Annotated in this window: 11 protein-coding genes and 2 pseudogenes; 9 read left to right on the top strand and 4 right to left on the bottom strand. The window is 70.4% G+C overall.

Annotation, left to right across the window (positions count from 1 at the left end):
* Positions 1-5 precede the first annotated feature (5 nt).
* Positions 6-803 carry an SDR family oxidoreductase gene (locus PV419_RS04980; protein ID WP_319686427.1) on the top strand — a complete coding sequence of 266 codons (798 nt, stop codon included), beginning with the start codon at positions 6-8 and terminating at the stop codon, positions 801-803.
* A 293-nt stretch (positions 804-1,096) separates the two neighbouring features.
* On the opposite strand, the pseudogene PV419_RS04975 reads toward PV419_RS04980, so the two are convergent.
* Positions 1,097-1,246 (bottom strand): annotated as a pseudogene (locus tag PV419_RS04975) (hypothetical protein); the annotation flags it as partial.
* Between the two features lie 123 nt (positions 1,247-1,369).
* On the opposite strand from PV419_RS04975, the gene PV419_RS04970 reads away from it, so the two are divergent.
* The 5 genes from PV419_RS04970 (at position 1,370) to PV419_RS04950 (ending at position 10,078) form a co-directional block, all read left to right on the top strand.
* Positions 1,370-3,184 carry an ABC transporter ATP-binding protein gene (locus PV419_RS04970; protein WP_319686426.1) on the top strand — a complete coding sequence of 605 codons (1,815 nt, stop codon included), beginning with the start codon at positions 1,370-1,372 and terminating at the stop codon, positions 3,182-3,184.
* 545 nt (positions 3,185-3,729) lie between these two features.
* Complete coding sequence (locus PV419_RS04965) at positions 3,730-3,942, top strand: type A2 lantipeptide (RefSeq protein ID WP_319686425.1); 213 nt, start codon at positions 3,730-3,732, stop codon at positions 3,940-3,942.
* A 175-nt stretch (positions 3,943-4,117) separates the two neighbouring features.
* Positions 4,118-4,924, top strand: coding sequence for an HlyD family efflux transporter periplasmic adaptor subunit (locus tag PV419_RS04960; RefSeq protein ID WP_319686424.1), 807 nt, complete (start codon positions 4,118-4,120; stop codon positions 4,922-4,924).
* Between the two features lie 134 nt (positions 4,925-5,058).
* Positions 5,059-7,203: an NHLP family bacteriocin export ABC transporter peptidase/permease/ATPase subunit gene (locus PV419_RS04955; RefSeq protein WP_319686423.1), complete on the top strand. Its 2,145-nt coding sequence runs from the start codon at positions 5,059-5,061 to the stop codon at positions 7,201-7,203.
* 1 nt (position 7,204) lies between these two features.
* Positions 7,205-10,078, top strand: a complete 2,874-nt coding sequence (locus PV419_RS04950) for an NHLP bacteriocin export ABC transporter permease/ATPase subunit (RefSeq protein WP_319686422.1) — start codon at positions 7,205-7,207, stop codon at positions 10,076-10,078.
* Positions 10,079-10,085: 7 nt separating this feature from the next.
* On the opposite strand, the gene PV419_RS04945 is transcribed toward PV419_RS04950, so the two are convergent.
* The 3 genes and pseudogenes from PV419_RS04945 to PV419_RS04935 form a co-directional block, all read right to left on the bottom strand.
* Positions 10,086-11,759 carry a short-chain fatty acid transporter gene (locus PV419_RS04945; protein WP_319686421.1) on the bottom strand — a complete coding sequence of 558 codons (1,674 nt, stop codon included), beginning with the start codon at positions 11,757-11,759 and terminating at the stop codon, positions 10,086-10,088.
* Between the two features lie 54 nt (positions 11,760-11,813).
* Positions 11,814-11,984: a hypothetical protein gene (locus PV419_RS04940; protein ID WP_319686756.1), complete on the bottom strand. Its 171-nt coding sequence runs from the start codon at positions 11,982-11,984 to the stop codon at positions 11,814-11,816.
* Between the two features lies 1 nt (position 11,985).
* Positions 11,986-12,144 (bottom strand): annotated as a pseudogene (locus tag PV419_RS04935) (cupin); the annotation flags it as partial.
* Between PV419_RS04935 and PV419_RS04930 the strand changes: the two are divergent.
* The 3 genes from PV419_RS04930 to PV419_RS04920 all read left to right on the top strand — a co-directional run bounded on the left by PV419_RS04930 (position 12,071) and on the right by PV419_RS04920 (position 14,576).
* On the top strand, positions 12,071-12,532 hold the full coding sequence (locus PV419_RS04930) for a hypothetical protein (RefSeq protein WP_319686728.1): 462 nt from the start codon (positions 12,071-12,073) through the stop codon (positions 12,530-12,532). The pseudogene PV419_RS04935 and the gene PV419_RS04930 sit on opposite strands and share 74 nt — an antisense overlap.
* 281 nt (positions 12,533-12,813) lie before the next feature.
* Positions 12,814-14,037 carry an acyl-CoA dehydrogenase family protein gene (locus PV419_RS04925; RefSeq protein WP_319686727.1) on the top strand — a complete coding sequence of 408 codons (1,224 nt, stop codon included), beginning with the start codon at positions 12,814-12,816 and terminating at the stop codon, positions 14,035-14,037.
* Between the two features lie 53 nt (positions 14,038-14,090).
* The gene (locus PV419_RS04920; RefSeq protein WP_319686420.1) at positions 14,091-14,576 is read left to right on the top strand and encodes an Rrf2 family transcriptional regulator; all 486 of its coding nucleotides are present in this window, start codon (positions 14,091-14,093) and stop codon (positions 14,574-14,576) included.
* Positions 14,577-14,913 lie beyond the last annotated feature (337 nt).

The raw sequence follows: 14,913 nt of genomic DNA, 5'->3' as shown, positions 1-14,913 counted from the left end.
GGACCATGCAAGCACAGGACCGCACCGATGCGGTGGAGGCGTATTCCCGCCTGTTCAGGCTCGACGGCCGCAAGGCTGTCGTGGTGGGCGCGGGCAGCGGAATAGGCCGCGAGAGCGCCCTGGCGCTGGCCGCGCACGGCGCCACGGTGGTGTGCGCCGACCGCGACCTGACGGCGGCCACGGAGTCGGCGTCGATGGGGCCGGGCCTTGTCGCGTACGCCCTCGACGTGCTCGACGGCGAGGCGGTCGAGCGCGCCGCCGAGGAGCTCGGCCCCGTCGACGTGCTCGTCTTCACCGCCGCGACGAATGTGCGCAAGCGCCTGCTCGATTACACGGCGGAGGAATTCGAGCGGGTCGTGGCGCTCAATCTGCGCGCGTCCTTCGACCTGGTGCGGGCGTTCGGGCGTGGCATGGCCGAACGCGGCAGGGGAAGCATCATCGGCTTCAGCTCGATTCGCGCGGTGGCCGTCGAGCCGGGCCAGGGGGTGTACGCGGCCACGAAGGCGGGCCTGGTCCAGTTGGCGCGGACCGCGGCGGCCGAACTGGGCCCGTCGGGCGTGCGGGTGAACACCATCGCCCCGGGCATCGTGGACACACCGCTGACCACGCAGATCAGGGCTGTGCCGGAATGGTCGGAGGCCTACGCGAGCAAGAGTGCCCTGGGCCGCTGGTCCCGGCCCGAGGAGTTGGCCGGCGCCGTGGTCTACCTCGCGTCGGACGCGTCGTCCTTCGTCACGGGGAGCCAGCTTTTCGTGGACGGAGGCTGGACGGCGATCGATGGACGCTATACGCCGCCCAGTTGACCGGACAGCTCACGACGTTGTCACCGCCGCCGACCAGCGCGATCAGCGCGATGGCCGGCGGCGGTGGCGTGCGCATCACCAGGGTGGCCCGGCGGCATCAGTCGATGCGCTCGAAGGGTTCCGTAATGTCGTCGCCAGGCCCTTGGCGCTCGCTCGAGTCGCGTCGACCCCGTCGTCAAGGTCGTTCGTCTGATGACGGTAGGGGTGTCGGAGGAGGTGGCCCCGGTGACCGTCGCCCCGCGTACGGGGACGTAAGCGCGTCCGTTCCGGCGGGGAGCAGCGCGGTGGCCGCCTGGCCCGGCTTTGGTGTCGGAGCGGACGATGGCCAGGGCCTTGCCGTGAAAGGCGGTGCGGGAGCTCGCCCCATAGCGCTCCGCGCTCTCCTGACGTCCGCTGTCGACACCGGCCAGTGAGCCTCCGGTGACGTTGAAGGAGATCGGGTGGGCCTGTGTGCGACGCGCCGATGGCTGAGAAAAACGCTTGGACGCCATGAGCGTCGTCACGGGACACTGCGACTTCGTGCCTGTCCGTAGTCGCACGTTGCCATACGACAACACAGGGGTGGGATGAAATCGCCTGAATCGCGCGAGGTCCCGCAAGGCAGGGGCTCGGTGCTCCTCGCGCTTCGTTACTACGGACGGGAGTTGTCCCGGCTCCGACGGGTGACGATGCCCGCGATGCTCCTCCCGGCGCTGGGCAACATCGGCATCAACTACATCGCGCCGCTGATCGTCGCGAAGCTCGTTGGCCGAATCGCCGGCGACGCCGGTGTCTCGATCGGCTCGACGCTGCCCTACATTCTCGGCTTCGTCGGCGTCCTGGTGCTGGCGGAGACACTGTGGCGCCTCGGCATCCACTGTCTGAACCGCCTTGACGCGCAGGGCATCGAGCACCTGTACGTGATCGGCATGGACGAGCTGTTCGCCAAGGACGCGGCGTTCTTCCACGACAACTTCGCCGGGTCGCTGACCAAACGGGTACTGAGCTTCGCCTCCCGCTTCGAACAGTTCGTCGACACGCTGACGTTCTCGGTGGTGGGCAGCTTCGTGCCGCTGGTGTTCGGGTCGGTGGTGCTCTGGACCTACGAACCGCTGCTCGTTGTCGGGCTTTTGGTGATGATCGCACTGACGGCGCTGTGTGTGACGCCCCTCATCCGTCGCCGCCAGAGGCTCGTTGATCAGCGCGAGGAGGCGATCGCCCGGGTGGCGGGCCACGTCGCTGACAGTCTGATGAACATGGACACGGTCCGGGCGTTCGCCGCCGAGGAACGGGAGGCCGCGGAGCATCGGTCCCGCGTCGCGGAGTCACGGCGACTCTCACTGAGGTCGTGGGACTACGGCAATCTGCGCATCGACACGCTGGTCGCGCCGATGTCCGTGTTGACCAACACGCTGGGCCTGCTGCTCGCGGTCGCGCTCGGCGGGGGCAGTCACGGTGTGGAGGCGGTCGTGGTCGCCTTCACGTACTACACCAACGCGACGCGGATCATGTTCGAGTTCAACCAGATCTACCGCCGTCTGGAGAGCTCGATGACGGAGGCCGCGCAGTTCACCGAACTGCTGCTGACGTCGCCGACCGTGCTCGACCCGGCCTCGCCGGAGCCGCTGCTGGGCCGGGCCGCCGACGTCCGCTTCGAGCAGGTGACCTTTGCCCACGCGGGCGCGGGGGCACTCTTCGAGGGCCTCGACCTGGCTGTGCCCAGCGGGACGAAGGTCGGTCTCGTCGGCCGGTCGGGCGGGGGCAAGACCACGCTCACCCAGCTGCTGCTGCGGATGACGGACATCGACGCCGGCCGAATCCTGATCGGGGGGCAGGACATCAGCAGGCTGCGCCAGGCCGACCTGCGCAGCCTGATCGCGTACGTGCCACAGGACCCGGCGATGTTCCACCGCACCCTGCGGGACAACATCGCGTTCGCCCGACCGGACGCCACCGACGCCGACATCCGCCGCGCGGCGGAGGCGGCGCATGTCACGGAGTTCGCCGATGCGCTGCCGGACGGCTTCAACACCATGGTGGGCGAGCGCGGTGTGAAGCTGTCCGGCGGACAGCGCCAGCGGGTCGCTCTGGCCAGGGCGATACTGCGCGACGCGCCGATCCTGCTGCTCGACGAGGCGACCAGCGCCCTGGACTCCGAGAGCGAGGTCCTCGTCCAGGAGGCGCTGTGGCGGCTCATGGAGGGGCGGACGGCGCTTGTGGTGGCGCACCGACTGAGCACGGTCGCCGCCATGGACCAGGTCGTCGTGCTCGACCGCGGACGGCTCGTCGAGCAGGGCACGCACCAGGAACTGCTCGCGTCGGACGGCACCTACGCGAAGCTGTGGCAGCACCAGGTGGGCGGCTTCCTCGATGACAGCCCCGCAGCGGCCGATCTGCACTGAGCCTCGCTTCGGAAGGGCGCCCGGGCCTGTGGGTGCCGGAAACCTGCGGTCAGTCGGCCGCGCGGTGTGGGTCGGCAGGCGGAAGTCGCACATGTCGCATTCCCGTGCCACGCGGACCCGGCTGTGGTCCTCGTTCGCCTGGTCTTCAAGCGATCGGCACACCTGTTACACAGACGCCATGCGTAACCCCCAGCCGTCGTGCGAACCTTCGCCCCGGTCATGGTGGTCGTGGCCGAAATGACGCGCATCACTTCGAGAAAGTGGCGTGATGTCCAGCGATAAGAGTGACCTTCCTGTGAGGAAAGAGCACCGATGGCGTGCCCGAATGAACCTGTCACATGATCGGAAAGTTGCGGAATGCCCGGTTCCGGAGGTTGGCTGATTCGCGGTGTCCCGGGCCTCGTGGTTACATCCCTTCCGCGCTCAGGCATTCACGAATCCCGGGTCCTCCCGGGATCCCGCGACCATGTCGAGGGGGCCGATTTCCGTCGGCACCCATGCGCTGTCACAAGCTCAACGAGACAGTTACTAAGGGAGACGCAACAATGAACAACGCGCCCAAGGTCACGACCCAGGAGATCTCCGACGCCGAGCTGGACAACGTGGCCGGCGGCCTCGGCGTGGTGGGCGACGCCCTCGGCACCGTCGACTCCCTCACCGGCGCCGTCGGCATCGCCGCCACCGCCACCAGCACGGTCGACGGTGTCACCGGCCTGAACACCACCGGCATCATCGGTGGGGCCGTCAACACCCTCTGAGGCCGGCACACCGCCTTCCCTGTGCCCCGGGCCTGCCTGGTCCGGGGCACTCGGCGGTCCGCGGCCGCAGCACACGCACCGCATCACACCCGCCGTGCCACTTCGCCCGCGCCACGGTGCCCCTCCCGGAGCCCGGGCATCCAACCAGTTCTCTCGCGGTTGAGGAAAGACTTTCGTGCAGTTCCGCCAGCAGGCCCTTTCCAAGCTGCAGTCGGCAGAGGAGATCGATCTGCCGGTGCGCTACGCCCGCCCCCAGGGATGGCTGGCGCTGGTGGTCACGCTGGTGGTGATGGCCGGCGCCGCCGTATGGGCCGTCACGGGCACCGTGTCGAACACCCTGGAGACCACCGGCATCCTCACCCACGGGCAGGGCAGCTATGTGCTGCAGAGCCCCATCGCGGGCCAGGTGACCTCGGTCCTCGCACAGGAGGGCAGCACCCTCCGGGCGGGCGCACCGCTGCTGAAGGTCCGCACCACCCGCGGCACCTCGGTGGTGCGCACCATCGCCGCCGGCCGGCTCACCACCCTCTCCGTCTCGATCGGCTCCGTCCTCGACACCGGTGCGAACGTCGCCTCCGTGGAACGCCTCCGCCACTCCGGTGACCCGCTGGTCGCGACCCTGTACGTACCGGCGGACCGGGCGGCCTCGGTGCGGCCTGGGGCGTCGGTCGACCTCAGCGTGCAGTCCGTGCCGACGCAGACCTACGGTGTGCTGCGCGGTGAGGTCCAGGCCGTGGGCCGGACCGCCCTGTCGCGCCAGCAGATCGGCTCCTACCTCGGAGCCGAGCAACTCGGTGAGGAGTTCTCGAAACACGGCCCGCCGGTCGCGGTCCAGGTGCGCCTCGACCGCACCTCCGCCACTCGCTCCGGCTACCGCTGGTCGTCCCCCGAGGGCCCGCCGTTCACCCTCGGCTCCATGACCTTGGCCAGCGGCACCATTCATCTGGCCGCCCACCACCCCATCGATTGGCTTCTCCCGTGACCGCGAGATACGAGGGCGGACCGCCCCGGCCCGCACCCGCCGGTAGCAGCGGGGCGCGCCGCCCCCAGCCGGCCCGCGGACGGCGGCGCGCCCCGCGTGGCGGATCCGGGCCGAGGAAACCAGGGCGCCGGACGGTGCGCACCCCCACCGTGCTGCAGATGGAGGCCCTGGAGTGCGGTGCGGCGTCGCTCGCCATGGTGCTCGGACACTACGGACGCCATGTGCCGCTGGAGGAGCTGCGGATCGCCTGCGGTGTCTCCCGGGACGGGTCGCGCGCCAGCAATCTGCTCAAGGCCGCCCGGAGCTACGGTCTGCGCGCCAAGGGCATGCAGATGGAGCCCGAGGCCCTGGCGGAGGTCCAGGCCCCGGCGATCCTGTTCTGGAAGTTCAACCACTACGTCGTCTACGACGGCATGGGACGGCGGTTCGGCAAGCGCGGCGTCCACATCAACGACCCCGACAAGGGGCGCCGCTTCGTCCCCGTCGAGGAGTTCGACACCAGCTTCACCGGTGTGGTCCTGGTCTTCGAACCCGAGGAGTCCTTCCGCCGGGGCGGCCGTCGCCCCGGCGTGCTGGGCGCCCTGCCCGCGCGCATGCGGGGCACCACGGGCACCCTGCTGACCTCGCTGCTGGCCAGCGTGCTGCTGGTGGCGGTGGGGGCCGCGGTCCCGGCGCTCAGCCGCACCTTCATCGACACCTTCCTGATCGGCGGCCAGGACTCGACGCTGGGCCCGCTGTTCGCGTCCATGGCCGTGGTGGTGGTGCTCACCGCCGTACTGACCGGTGTCCAGCAGGCGAATCTGCTGCGCGGACGCATTATCTCCTCCACCCTCGGCAGCGCGCGTTTTCTGCGGCATCTGCTGCGGCTGCCCGTCACCTTCTTCGCCCAGCGCAGCCCGGCGGACCTGGTCCAGCGGCTGCGCTCCAACGACACCGTCGCCGAGACGCTCGCCCGCGATCTGGCCGCCGCGGCCGTCGACGGGGTCGTGGTAGTCCTCTACGCCTTCCTGCTGTGGACCTACGACCCCCAACTCACCCTGGTAGGCGTCGGGTTGGCGCTGCTCAACGTGGTGGCGATGCGGGTGGTGATACGGCTGCGGGCCACCAGGACCCAGAAGCTGCGGGCCGACATCGCGCGGCTGACCACCACGTCGTACACCGGTCTCCAGCTCATCGAGACGGTGAAGGCCACCGGCGGGGAGGCGGGCTACTTCCGCCGTTGGGCAGGTCAGCACGCCATCACCCTGGAGGAGCAGCAGCGCCTCGGGGTGCCGAGCGCCGCACTGGCCGTGGTCGCCCCCACCCTCGCCACGCTCAACAGCGCCCTCATCCTCTGGATCGGTGGGCTGCGGGCCGTCGAGGGCCATATCTCGATCGGTCTGCTGGTGGCCTTTCAGGCGCTGGTGGCCCGCTTCACCGCGCCCATCACCCGGCTCAACGGCGTGGCCGGCCGCATCCAGGACTTCTCCGCCGATGTGACCCGGCTCAAGGACGTGGAGAACTTCCCAGTGGACTCCCTCTACACCCGCGACGAGCCGCGCGAGGACACCCGCCGGCTGACCGGGCAGGTGACGCTGGAGAACATCACCTTCGGCTACAGCCCGCTGGACGAACCGCTGCTGCGCGACCTCTCGCTGTCCGTCGGCCCCGGCCGGCAGGTGGCGCTGGTCGGCGCCTCCGGCAGCGGCAAGTCCACCGTCTCCCGGCTCGTCTCCGGTCTCTACACCCCCTGGGAGGGGGTCATCCGCATCGACGGACAGCGGCTGGAGGACATCCCCCGCGGGGCGCTGGCCGCCTCGGTGTCCTTCGTCGACCAGGACGTCTTCCTGTTCGAGGGAACGGTCCGGGACAACGTGGCGCTGTGGGACCCGTCCATCCCGGACGACGCGGTGGTGGACGCCCTGCGGGACGCCGCGCTCTACGACGAGGTGATCGCACGGCGCCCGGAGGGGATCCACTGCCGGGTGGAGCAGGACGGCCGCAACTTCTCCGGCGGCCAGCGGCAGCGGCTGGAGATCGCCCGCGCCCTGGTCCGCCGCCCCAGCGTGCTGGTGCTGGACGAGGTCACCAGCGCCCTGGACGCGCGGACCGAGCAGATCGTCATGGACAATCTGCGCCGCCGCGGCTGTGCGTGTGTGGTGATCGCCCACCGGCTCAGCACCGTGCGGGACAGCGACGAGATCCTCGTCCTGAACCGCGGCACGGTCGTCGAACGCGGAGGTCACGAGGACCTCGCCGCCGCCGGCGGTCCCTACGCCGAGCTGATGAAGGAGCACTGACATGGCGTCCGTTCACCCGGCCGCGTCGGTGGCCGCGGACGGTGGCGACGCGGTGGTCCAGGCGCTCGGCGCCCTCGGCACCCCCGTCGACTGTGCCGGACTGCGCAGCCTTCCGCTGGAGGGCCCGCAGGTGCTCTGGCTCGTGGCCGGCGGTGCCCTGGACCTGTTCGCGGTCGACGCGGCCGAGGAGGGGCAGTGGCACTTCCTCGGCCGGCTGGAGACGGGCGCGGCGCTCCCGGGCCCGACCGACGGGCCGCTCCACACCCTGCTGGGCCGCCCCTCGCAGGACTGCGTGGTGCGCCGCATCCCGCTGCGCGAGCTGTACCGGCCGGAGGCGTACGACGCGTACGGGACGGGTCACGCCGACGATCCGTACGGCCCATACGGGGGCGGCGGATTCCAGGACACCCCGCCCACCCCGCTGGAGCACGCCGTGGCGCTCGGGGTGAGCCGCAGCCTCGGCGTCCTCTTCCAGGCCCCGCTGGACGGCGGGGCCGCGCCCGACGCGGAGGCGGCCGACGAGGACCTGCTCTGGCTTCCGGTGCCGCCCGGCAGTGTGCGCTACGGCGCCGAGTACAGCGCCCAGGCCGCCGGTGATCTGCTGATCGACGGCGCGCTGTGGCAGCGGATGGTCAATCAGCAGTACCGGCTCGGCACCGCCGTGGACCGGTGGATCGAGACCATGGAGCGGGCCCACGCGGACCGCACGGCGGCCGGGATCCGGGCCGGTGAGGCCATGCGCTCCCGCGCCGACCAGGCGCTGATCGCCTCCATCGGACGGCCGCGGCGCGACCGGCGGCCGTCGGAGGAGAGCACCGACGACGCCGTTCACGCGGTGTGCCGCGCAGTGGCGGAGGCCACCGGGATCACCCTGCCGGAACCGCCGAGGGGCCGCGCCGCCGACGACCGTACGGACCCGGTGGAGCGCATCGCCGCACACGCCCGGATCCGCACCCGCGCCGTCCGGCTGGAGGGCCGCTGGTGGCGGGAGGACACCGGACCGCTGGTGGGCTACCGCGCCAAGTCCGGGGCCCCGGTGGCGCTGCTGTGGCGGCGCGGCGGGTACGAGGCGCTCAACCCCGTCTCCGGGCTGCGGATCCGCGTCGGCGGGGCCAACGCGGAGGAGTTCGAACCGCGGGCCGTGATGTTCTACCGTCCGCTGCCCGACCGGCCGATGACGCTGTGGCGGCTGATGCGCTTCAGCGCCCGGGGCGCCGGCGGGGACGTCCGCCACCTCCTGATCAGCGGGCTGGTGACGGTGGCGCTCGGCGCGCTGGTGCCCCTCGCCACCGGACAGGTGCTCGGCGGATTCGTGCCCCGCGCCGAGAAGAGCCCCATCGTCCAGATCTCCCTGGCTCTGATCGTCGCCGGCGTCGTCGCGGCCGCCTTCATGCTGCTGCAGAACCTCACCCTGCTGCGGCTGGAGGGGCGGCTGGAGAGCACCCTCCAGCCCGCGGTGTGGGACCGGCTGCTGCGGCTGCCCACCACCTTCTTCGCCCGGCGCTCCACCGGAGAGCTGGCCAGTGCGGCGCTGGGCATCAGCGCCATGCGCCGAGTGCTGTCCGGGATCGCGCCGACGGTCCTCCAGGCCGGCACCGTGGGTGCGATGAACCTCGCCCTGCTGCTGTACTACAGCGCCTCCCTGGCGCTCGCGGTGGTCGCCATGCTGCTGGTGGTCTCCGGGGTCTTCCTGGGGATGGGACTGTGGCAGGTGCGCTGGCAGCGGCGGCTGGTGGAGAGCGAGAACAAGCTCAACAACCAGGCGTTCCAGACCCTGCGCGGCCTTCCCAAGCTGCGGGTCGCCGCGGCCGAGAACTTCGCGTACGCGGCGTGGGCCCGTGGCTTTGCCCACACCCGCGACCTGCATCAGCGCACCGGGCGGATCAAGAACCTCACCCAGGTGCTGGACGCGGTCTACCTTCCGCTGGTCTCGCTCATCGTGTTCATGCTGCTGGCCGGTCCGGCGCGGGGGAGCATGTCGGCGGGGGCGTTCCTGACGTTCAACACCTCCGTGACCATGCTGCTCACCTCGCTCACCCAGCTCACCAACTCCCTGGTCTCGGTGGTCGCCGTGCTGCCCCTGTTCGAGCAGGTCAAGCCGATCCTGGACGAGCCGCCCGAGGTCCGTGGCGGCAGCGCCCCGCCGGGGGTGCTCTCCGGTGACCTCAGGGCCAGGAACCTCACCTTCCGCTACGGCGACGACGGGCCACTGGTGCTCGACGATGTCTCACTGGAGATCCGGCCGGGCGAGTTCGTGGCGGTCGTCGGCCCCAGCGGCTGCGGAAAGTCGACGCTGCTGCGGCTGCTCATCGGCTTCGAACGGCCGGTGTCCGGCAGCGTGCTCTACGACGGCCAGGACCTCGCCGCCCTCGACCAGGCGGCGGTGCGCCGCCAGTGCGGGGTGGTCCTGCAGAACGCCCAGCCCCTGGGCGGAACGGTGCTCGAATGCATCCGCGGCGCCGAGCCGTACACCCCGGAGGAGGCCATGGCGGCCGCCGAACTGGCGGGTCTGGCCGAGGACATCGGCCAGATGCCCATGGGACTCCAGACCATGATCTCCGGCAGCGGCGTCATCTCCGGCGGCCAGCGGCAGCGGCTGATGATCGCCCAGGCCCTGATCCGCCGTCCGCGCGTCCTCTTCTTCGACGAGGCCACCAGCGCCCTGGACAACGAGACCCAGCGCATCGTCATCGACAGCACCCGCCGCCTCAACGCCAGCCGGCTGGTGATCGCGCACCGGCTGTCCACCGTCATGGACGCCGACCGCGTCCTGGTCATGGAGGGCGGCCGGATCGTGGAACAGGGCACCCCGGCCGAACTGATGGCCCTCCCGGGCGGAAAGCTGCACGAACTGGTGCGGCGCCAGATGCGATAGCCATCCGTCAGGGAAAGGTCAGGGTCTGGGCGAGCAACGTCACCAGGACGAGCACCGTGGGAAACAACGCGAGGAACATGGCGAAGGTGTAACCCATGATGTCGCGCGCCTTCAGGCCGAGAATGGCGAGGGTGGGAAGCATCCAGAACGGCTGGAGCAGATTGGCGCTGGCTTCGCCGAGGTCGTACACCACGACCATCCATCCCTGGTTCACATGGAGTTCGTTGGCCGCCCCGAGGACATAGGGCGCCTCGACCACCCACTTGCCACCGCCGCTCGGTACGAACACCCCGAGCACACAGCTGTAGACACCGATGAGGGCCGGGTAGAGGTGCTCGTTCGACACCGACACCAGCCAGTCGGCGATGGTCCGGTGCAGTCCGGTGAAGGCGATCATTCCGAAGATGCCGCCGTACAGCGGGAACTGCAGCAACACGCCGGAGGCGGCCGGAGCTCCCTCCCGGAAGGCGCGGGCGAGGTGCACGGGCCGCCAGTGCAGGATGAGGGCCAGCAGGATGAGAATCAGGTTGATGGTGTTCAGATCGAGCGCGTTGAGCGGGTTGCCCTGGGCCTGGGCGAAGTGGCGGGCGAGATACCACACGCCCAGAACGAAGAGCGCGATCGTGAAGGTCGGACTGAACTCGACCCACTCGCCGGGGCGGCCGCGCCGGGAGTTCGGGCTCTTCGTGCGGAGCGCGGGCCCGAGATCGATACCGAGGCGCTCCGCGGTCATCGCGCGCTCCGGTGACGGAGCCAGGAACCACGCCATGGTGAGCGCGACCGCGAAGACGACCACCGTGGCCACGATGCCCTGCCAGAGGAAGATGGTGTCGGTCAGGGGAATGACCCCGCTGCCACGCTCCTCGGCGATGATCTTCTGCACGGCGGCGGGGCTGGAGACCGCGCTGGCCACCTGCAACGCGGCCGATCCCGACAGGCCCTGGGCCCACACGGTGCCGAGGCCGAGGAAGGCCATGGCTCCGATGGCGCGGTAGTCGACTCCGGGCAATCGGCGGGCGATCTCCTTGGCGAGAATGGCGGTGAAGACGAGGCTGAAGGCCCAGTTCACATAGGAAGTGGCCATGGCGACGGCGGCGGTGAACGTGATGGCGCCGCGCGGACTTCGGGGCAGGACTGCGAGCCGGGCGATGAGGCGGGCCACCGGCGGCGAGACCGCGACCGCGTAGCCCGCGATGACGATGATCGCCATCTGCAGGGTGAATTCTATGAGTGACCAGAACCCTTTGCCCCATGCGTCCACGAGGCCGAAGCCGCTGGTGGCTTCCGGGTCGCTCGGCTTGCCGAGCAGACTCTCCCCCGAGACGAGTCCCAGGGCGAGGACCACGAAGGTGCCGATCAGGACGAAGCCGAGAGCGTCGGGCAGCCACTTCTCGGAGAAGCGGGTGAACCGCAACGCCAACCGGGCAAGCCAGGTTTCACCGCCGCTCACCTCCGCTTCCGGTGTCTTGAGGGGGTTCGTGGTCATGCGGATCTCCTGTTCGTTCGAGTTCACCCGGCCTCGCGCGCCTTCGTCGTGGCAGGGTGCGCAAGATACTGACGGGGAGCAATTGAACGAGACAATGGGGAAACCGCACACCGGTTGCCGCTGCACCATGTAGGACATCCCCATGGGGAGCGCCTGAGCGATCTGTTGGCGACCAACGGCGCCATCGAGATCCACGACCGCACACCGACATGTGTGGAGGCCGCATGAGGCGGACCTAAGGGGCGACGGTCAGGCGGACGGCGGGGCAGGGGGCCGAAGTCGTGGCACCGCAGTGAGTTTGGCCTTGGTGTTCGCGCCGCAGTAGTCCTTGCCCTGGGGCTTCTCCGCGCCGAAGCCCGTGGGCGTGGTGCCCGCGGTCAGCACGCGGGCCGGGCCGCCGGCGACGGTCAGCCGGGCCACGCGCGGTGTCGGGGGCGACGTGGGTCTGGCCCATCCAGATGCGTGTCGAACCGACGCTGCGCCCGCTGATCGCGGCGAAGCACCGCATCCCGCCGGTCTGCGCGGTGTCGCCGTCGAGCGCGTCCGCACGGATGTGGTGGAGTCGCGCCCGCAGCGGCAGCGCGCTGCCGCCGCCGGGGCCGGAGTTGGACTGGGACACGGAGCTGGCGGCGCGCACCGCATGCCCCACCCACCGCAAGCGACTCACCGAAGACGAGAGGTTCGCACGCGGCCGGCTGACCGCCCCCGTACCGACGCGTCTGCTCGCCGACGCACGCTCCGCGCTGCCGGCCCTGATCCTGCACGAGGGCCTGCACGACGTACTCAACGACGCGGCGCACCGCACCACCGCCGCCGCCATCGTCCTCTGGCTCGAACGGCTGCGCGCCGACAGTCCGATCCTCACTGAGATTCAATCGGGCGGCGGCCCCGCCCCGAGCCCCGCACTGGTCCACCACGACGGCGCTTTCGCCACGGCGGTACGCCTCGCCCCGCCGAACGCCCGGTGACGTAACTGTGGTGTCCGAGAGCCGTCCTGAACGTTCGAACTCGTCGCCCAGGAATGAAAATCGGCCAAGGCACGGCAGCTTCCCCAGTTTTCCTATCGATTTAGTAGGGAAATATTGACGTCGGTCGCCGGGGCGAGTGAGCATGGACTCCCAGGCTCCTCGAGGAAGACCCCCATGACCACCGCGCTCCCTGCCCCGGCCGCTCCTCCCAGTTCCTCGCCCACCGGCGAGAAGAGCCATAGCGGCGCGCGCTGTTCCGTGAAGCGGGTGCGGGCGTGACGATGGTGAGTGAGGCGATCGACGCGGGGGCCGGACACGCGCACTGGCTGCGCATAGCCCGGGAGATCGCGGACGACCTGGCCACGGACGCGGTCGACCGTGAGCAGGCCGGGAAACCACCGCTCGACGAGGTTGGGCGGCTGCGCGAGGCAGGCCTGCTCACCTTGCCGGCACCGGCCGGACACGGAGCGGGGGAGGCGGGAAGCGCGGACTGGCGTACGGCCTACGCGGTCGTCCGGACGATCTCAGCGGCCGACGGTGCGATCGGCTATCTCCTCGGCTGCCACTACTTCCTTTCCTCCAGCGCCCGGTTCTTCGCCAGTCCCGCCCTCGCCGCACGCGTCGAGCAGGAGTCCGCGGCCGGGCAGTGGTGCTGGGGAGGCGGTCTCGTTTCCTGCGAACCGCCGCCCAGACTGACCCCCACCGCGCGCGGCTATGTGCTGGACGGCCTGCAGAGATGCGTCACCGGAGTCGGAATCGCCGACCGGCTGGTCGTCCGCGCCACTCGGTCCGGTACCGGTGATCCCCTGGCCGTCCTCGTCGATCCCGGCCACCCCGGCGTCGTGTATCTCGACGACGAGGCCACCTTCGGTCAGCGTCTGGCGGCCGGCGGAAGTGTGGAGTTCGACTCCGTGCCGGTCACGTCCGACGACGTGTTCGGCTCCCTCTCCTCGGACGAGGGCGTCCTGCCGCCCTTCGCCGGCCTGGCCGCACCGACCGCACGCCTGGTTTCCGTCCAGTTCTGTCTCGGCGTCGCCGAGGGGCTGCTCGCCGAGGTCCGCGAGTACAGCAGGTTGGTGAACTCTTCCTGGCAGCCCTCCGCGCAACAGCCCTGGTCGGGCGTTCCGTCGCGGGACCCGTACGTGCTGGGCGTGTACGGGGAACTGACCGTCGCCACACGTTCCGCGTCCGCGCTCGCAGACCAGGCGGTCGAGGCGCTGGGACGTGGCTTCGCCCGTGGCGAAGACCTCGACGACGACGAGTGCGCGGAGATCGCCGTACTCGCGAGTGTGGCCGAGTCCGCCGCCTCCCGGGCCGCGCAGGAGATCACCGCACGTGCCCTGGACGTCGTCGGTGCGCGTGGCGCCTTCCTGCGGCATGGGTTCGACCGCTTCTGGCGCAACGCCCGGACGCACACCCTGCGCGAGCCCGTCGCCGACAGACTCCGCGAGGTCGGGGACTACTTCCTCAATGGTGCGCACCCTCCGTTCACCATCCCCTCCTGACGGCGTGCGCAGCCGGTGACGGGGTGGGCGCGACAATGGCGGATAATCTCGGCATGCAGATCTCGGCGAGGGCGGACTATGCGGTGCGTGCGGTGTTGGAGCTTGCCGCGGCAGGACACGACACCTCGCTCAAAGCCGAGGCGATCGCGGCGGCGCAGGGCATTCCGCACAAGTTCCTGGAAGGCATCCTGGGCGACTTGCGCCGGGGCGGGCTGGTGACCAGCCGGCGCGGCGGGAACGGCGGCTACCGGCTGGCCCGCCCGGCGGACGAAATTGCCGTCGCCGACGTGATCCGTGTGGCCGACGGACCGCTGGTGTCGGTGCGGGGCGTGCGCCCACCCCAGCTTTCCTACACCGGTCCCGCGGAGTCGCTGCTGCCGCTGTGGGTCGCGGTACGCGCCAATGTCCGCAAGATTCTGGGTGAGGTCACGCTGGCCGACGTGGCCACCGCCACCTTGCCGGACGAGGTCCTGGTCCTTGCCGAGGACCCCGAGGCCTGGACGAATCCCCGGCCGACGCCCCTGTCCACCGATCCCTGATCTCCCCGCCGCGGACCGGGCACACGGCGGGTGCCCGCCGTCCCGCATGCTGGTCACCGCTTGACCCGTACACGCATGCCGGTGTTTGGTGGCGCCCATGGCCTCCTTCTTGCTGGTGCGCCGTCACCACGTCGACCTCGGTCGAGTGGTGAGCGCGCAGTGTTGTTGAGGCGCTGACGTCCGTCCGCGGGCGTCTTTCCACGTATGTCCGGGCCTGGGACGGTCCACCCTCGTCGCGTGCCTACGACGCCACGGCGCCGAAGGGAACCACGGCGACCGGCCATCAGGGTGCGTTCCCGCGCCGCCCGCTGTCCTGAACCCTTCGCCACCACCGGGA

Origin of the sequence: Streptomyces sp. ME19-01-6, from assembly GCF_033793745.1 — a bacterium.
GTDB lineage: Bacteria > Actinomycetota > Actinomycetes > Streptomycetales > Streptomycetaceae > Streptomyces.
The sequence above is the reverse complement of the archived record's forward strand: the minus strand, read 5'-3'. Positions and strand labels throughout refer to the sequence as shown.